General features: G+C 65.8%; 3 protein-coding genes and 1 pseudogene. All 4 read right to left on the reverse strand.

All coding sequences use genetic code 11. The features are described 5' to 3' along the window. Positions 1 to 32 precede the first annotated feature (32 nt). A complete protein-coding gene (locus tag DBR23_RS13855; protein ID WP_108498642.1) occupies positions 33 to 1,940 on the reverse strand; it encodes a hypothetical protein in 1,908 nt (635 codons plus the stop codon). Positions 1,941 to 1,952: 12 nt separating this feature from the next. Beyond that, positions 1,953 to 3,626: a hypothetical protein gene (locus tag DBR23_RS13860; RefSeq protein WP_108498643.1), complete on the reverse strand. Its 1,674-nt coding sequence runs from the start codon at positions 3,624 to 3,626 to the stop codon at positions 1,953 to 1,955. A gap of 3 nt (positions 3,627 to 3,629) precedes the next feature. Beyond that, positions 3,630 to 4,028, reverse strand: a complete 399-nt coding sequence (locus DBR23_RS13865; RefSeq protein WP_108498644.1) for a hypothetical protein — start codon at positions 4,026 to 4,028, stop codon at positions 3,630 to 3,632. A gap of 5 nt (positions 4,029 to 4,033) precedes the next feature. Further along, positions 4,034 to 4,720 (reverse strand): annotated as a pseudogene (locus DBR23_RS13870) (hypothetical protein); the annotation flags it as partial.

Genomic DNA, 4,720 nt, shown 5'->3' on the forward strand with positions numbered 1-4,720 from the left:
GCGGAGTCGAAGGTGTAGATCATGGTGGCGGTTTAGATGACGGGGTTGGTGGGCGTGCGGTCGATATCACCGCGCTCGGTCAGTTCAAAGGCGTAGTCGGTACCGATGGCCTCGGAGGGCTGCGTGGCGCGGATCGCCACCAGCGGGAAATACGCCCCCACCGTGGGCAGGAACAGCGTGTTGCCGGGCACCCAGCCAGCACCCCAGCCAGCAGCCGCCAGCGTGAAATAAGGTGCCCCGCTGATGGGGTTGATCGGGGCGATGGCCGTGTTGCGGCTGAAGGTGCCCAGGTTGCCCACGTGCTCTCCGATCACCTCGACGTCGGTGCCTCCGGTGAGCACGCGCAGGGCAAAGCGCTCGGTCACGGCGCCCGCGTTGGTCACCACCACGGGGAAGGCGCCATCGTTGTAGGTAGCGGGTGCTGGGTTGCCCACCGTGACGTCGGCCCAGCTCACGCCGTCCCAGGTCTGCTGGTCAAACACTGGCAAGGCCCGGGCGCGCAGGTTGCCCGCCATGACTGCGCTCGACACGATGGAGCCCACCGGGAAGTTGTGGGCGAGCTGCTTGGTCAGCTTGAGCGTGCCGTCGATCTGCACGTCGGCTACGCGCGCCATCTGCTCGATGCGGTGCTTCACCGTCACGGGCTGCACCCAGCCGGTCACATCGGTCACGGCGATGGTGCCCGCGTTCAGATCGGGGCTGTAGCCCGTGCGGATAAGCTGGCCGTCAGCGCCGACCAGGTAGACACGGGACAGGCGCTCCCGGGCGCAGTTGATGGTCTGGCCTGCGCTGTAAACAGCGGCAGGCACCACGCCGGTGTGGCCGATCACCACATAGGAGCCCACGCGGTATTTGGGCACCCGGCCATCGGGCGGCAGGCGCACAGGGTCCAGGCCCACGATGTCCGCATCCAGCGGCAGATAGAAGTACGCCACGCTGTTGTAGCGCAGGGTGGTCGGGTCCACCGGCCACGGCCGCCAGATCTTGCCCGCCTCCACCGTCCCGACTTCAGCGGGGTCGTACCACCACTCGGCCTTCTGCGCGGCGGTCAATGTGGAATCCAGCACGAAGTCCCCGAACTGCAGCTCGACCACGCCGGTGAGGTAGTCGATGTGCCCCCAGATGTGGGTGCCCTGCAGGTTGCCGTTCAGATCGCCCGTGGCCGTCAGTGCGTTGCCCGCCGTGTCGGTGAGCGTCAGCACGAAGCCGGTCGGCTTGATCGGAGCCGCCTGGGTGCGCATGAACAGGCTGGCGGTCTTCCAGGCGCTGCGGCGCGTCCACAGGCTCTGCAGCGTGATCGTGTTGGGGTTCGGCCCCACCAAGTAGTCGGTCATGCGCACAGTGCCTGCGGCGTAGTCGATGCGGCCCGAGTCGATGCCGGGATTGCCCGCAGTGCGGCCCCGATAGATCACGCCCTCGAAGTCGGTATAGGTCTGGCCCATCCAGAGGAACTGCACGCTGCCAGGCACGATGGCATCGGACGTATAGGGGCACAGATCAATGACGATGGCCTCGGGCTGGAATGAATCGGTGCGGTGGGTGATCACGGCCGGTGCAACCCGATAGCGGGCCACCACGCTGGAGCCCGCGAGCACCTCCTCACCCACGCTCGCCGTCGCGTATTCCGCGCCTTTACGGCTGTTGGTGGTAGTGGTGCCATTGCCGTCGCCCACCGTGTCAGAAAACTCTTTGGCGGTGTCAAAGTCGCTCTTGTAGGCCTCGGTGGTGCGGTCTGCGCGAACCATGCGCAGGCTCACAGCCTTGGCGGCGTAGTTGACGGTGCCCAGGCTGTTGATGAAGGAGCCCGCCCCGTCGTCAGTGACGGTGTGCACCACCACGAGCTTGTCGTCGGCCGTGCGCCCGGTCTCCTGGGTCAGTGAGCTGGAGTTGGTGTTGGACTTGGTCACGGCGAAGGGCCGCGAGACGTATACGATGGTCATAGGGCGATCCCTTTAGGAGCTGCGAGGCCAGTTCACGTACAAGCCGGTCGTCGACTCTGGCTCCCGGTATTCGGGCACCGTGCGGATGGTGTACGTGACGTCGACCGTCTTGGTGGCGTTGGTGTTGGTCAGACTGCCGCCGCTGGTGTTGCTGACAGCGCGGGCCGTGGCCCACTCGATCTGCAGGGTGTTGGCCGCAGGCTGCTGCTGCAGCGCCAGGGCGACGAAGCCGCCGGCATCCGGGGCGCCGGGGGCGAGGATTTCTGTGACGACCTGGTCGGTGTCATAGGCGGTGCTGATCTCCCCGCCCGCGTCAGGCAGGTACACGGTGCGCAGCAGCACCGTCCCACTGGGGTAGTCGATCAGGCCCGATGCGTCGCCGCTGATGACCCCTGCAGCGTTCGTGGTGGCGGTCCGCAGCACTCCGGCGCTGTACCAGGTGAACACGGCCGAGCCAGGCACAACACCTTCATGCTCCAGCGTCCAGCAGTACTCCGGTGCGCGGATGGCGGCCCCTTGTGTGCTGCGGTTGGTGAAGCCGACGCGCTCACCCCACTGGATGATGATCGCGCTGCCTGCGTCGGGCAGTACGGGCAGTGTGATGCTGCCGCTGCCCGTGCCGTAGATGAGTTGGCCTGCGCCACTGCCTGTAAAGGCGCCTGCGCCATCGTCCTGCAGCTCGTACCAAGTGCCTAACGCTCTCCAGCTGATGGTGACCGAGCCGGGCTCGGGCAGCGGCTTGAGCATGAAGACGTAGTTGAAGCCCCGGTTCTCCTGCCCGATCTTGATGCGCTGAGTGTGGGCCGCCACGCCGATCTCCACCCGGCGCGGAGCCTCGGCCAGGACGATGGAGCGCGCTGCGGCCGGGCGTTGGTCGAGTGCCGAGGTCTCGGTGCGCGAGTTGGGGACGAGCTGGGTGTAGATGCTGTCCACCTTCACGTTCGTGTCGCCGGTGGTTCCGGCCAGCACGGTGGGGGCAGCGCCGTAGTACTCGGCCGCATCCGCCACGGTGGTGTCGCGGATCATGGTCTTGCCCGCTGCGCGGCCGAAGCCCCGGTCGGGTGGGCTCCCCGGAAAGTCAAACCGCAGGCTGTCCGAGAGGTCGAGCTGGGTGACCGAACCCAGGAAGTCCACATAGCTGCCGTTGCTGTTGTACGTGAACACCCGCGTTTCGGTGGTGGCCTTGGTCACCCGCACGTACTGGACCCGCTCGCCCGCCAGGCCTTCGTTGTAGATCAGCACCAGGGTGCGGCCGATGGGCGGCGTGGCCGTGCCAGGCCGGTGGAAAAGCTGGATGTTGCGCTGGCCCTGGACATGGTTCTCCAGCAGGTAGCCGGACCACTCGGACGCCTTGATCAGGTAGTTGGCAATGGCCGCCGCGATCTCGGTGCGGCGGGCGAACAGGTTGCACTTGGCTAGGGTCACCGACACATTCGGGTCGGTGGGCGGCATGGACAGGATGAAGTTCGCGCCCCCGTAGTACTCGGCATTGGGGGTCATCACTGCGGCATGCACCTGCATGATGCTCACGTTGCCACCGGCACGGTCGGCCTCGGTGATGTCGCGGAAGATGTGGTTGCTGCCGCCGTAGGGGATGACGTTGCCCGTGGGGCCGCCGCCGCCCTCGGGCACGTCGTCCATCACACGGGACGCGAGCAGCTTGATGTCGCCTTCAAGGATGGTCATGGATCAGACTTTCAGAAAACGGAAGGTGGGGCGGTAGAACAGCTCGGGCGTGATCTCGCCGTCCAGGAGCTTCCAGATCGGCTGGGCCGAGAAGCCGCCCTTGGCGTGGTCAAAGATGACCAGGTGCGTCTCGCCACGCAGGACCAGCTCGAGCTGGATGCCGGGCAACTTGGCCCAGGCCTGCAAGGAGCTGCACAGGGCGCGGCTGATCCAGGCGTTGGTGTCGGTGCCTTCCAGCGTGATGGGCTGGCCCGCTTGCTTGAGGGACACGTCCACCAGCAGAGCGCCAGTGGTGCTATAGCCCGTGGCCTGCTCGACCGGGGACCAGTCGAACTCGTCCGCCCAGTGCAGGCGATCGCTCAGGGTGGCGGTGGTGCCGCTGTAAGTCAGGGTGATGCTCATGGGGTCTACCGGACAGCCGTGCTCTTGGCCCGAGCCAGCCTGCGGAGCAGGTCTTCGCCCTTGCCCTGGCTTTCTGCATCGGCAAAGCGCACGGTGGTGGGCTGGCCGTCGATGGTGATGTTGGAGACGTAGGTGGCGCCTGGCGCACCACTACTGCCGCCATTGGCTGCGGCGTTGATCCCAGGCCTGGCGCCACTGTTAGCGCTCGGAGACGCACCTTGGCCTTGAAGCTGGGGGGTCCCGCGTCGCCGCTTCTCGAAGTCCAACATCTGCGAGGCATCAGCCTGCCCCTCATCTGTGTACCGGTAGTACTCGGCCATCTTGCCAAGGGCCTCAGAGAGCGTGCCAAACTTGCCCGCCCACCGCTTTTGCACGTCGTTGGCTTCATAGGGCACGTTGCCGTTCGCGTCTATGAACTGCTCGGACAACTTGGTGGCGATCTGCTCTTCGAGACCCGCCTGCTTGAGGTAGTCGATGATGGCGGTGCGCGTCCAAATACCCTGCGTTTGCGCCTTGCCCAGAGCGTCGCTGGTGAAGCCATCCTTGTTCCTGTACCCCTGGCCAACTCGCTCCACGCCTTCAGCCAAGCGCTCCATCGCAGCAGCCTGATTGTGGATTGCACCTGTGGCGGTATCCGCGGAACTCTTCAAGTTGGTCTGCGCTTGAGCCAGATTGCGCAACTTGTTGGCTGC

Origin of the sequence: Acidovorax sp. HMWF018 (genome assembly GCF_003061035.1) — a bacterium.
Lineage (GTDB): Bacteria > Pseudomonadota > Gammaproteobacteria > Burkholderiales > Burkholderiaceae_C > Acidovorax > Acidovorax delafieldii.

Coding starts and splice junctions, on each gene's coding strand:
- DBR23_RS13855 (WP_108498642.1), bottom strand. CDS start 1,940: ATGACCATCGTATACGTCTCGCGGCCCTTCGCCGTGACCAAGTCCAAC.
- DBR23_RS13860 (WP_108498643.1), bottom strand. CDS start 3,626: ATGACCATCCTTGAAGGCGACATCAAGCTGCTCGCGTCCCGTGTGATG.
- DBR23_RS13865 (WP_108498644.1), bottom strand. CDS start 4,028: ATGAGCATCACCCTGACTTACAGCGGCACCACCGCCACCCTGAGCGAT.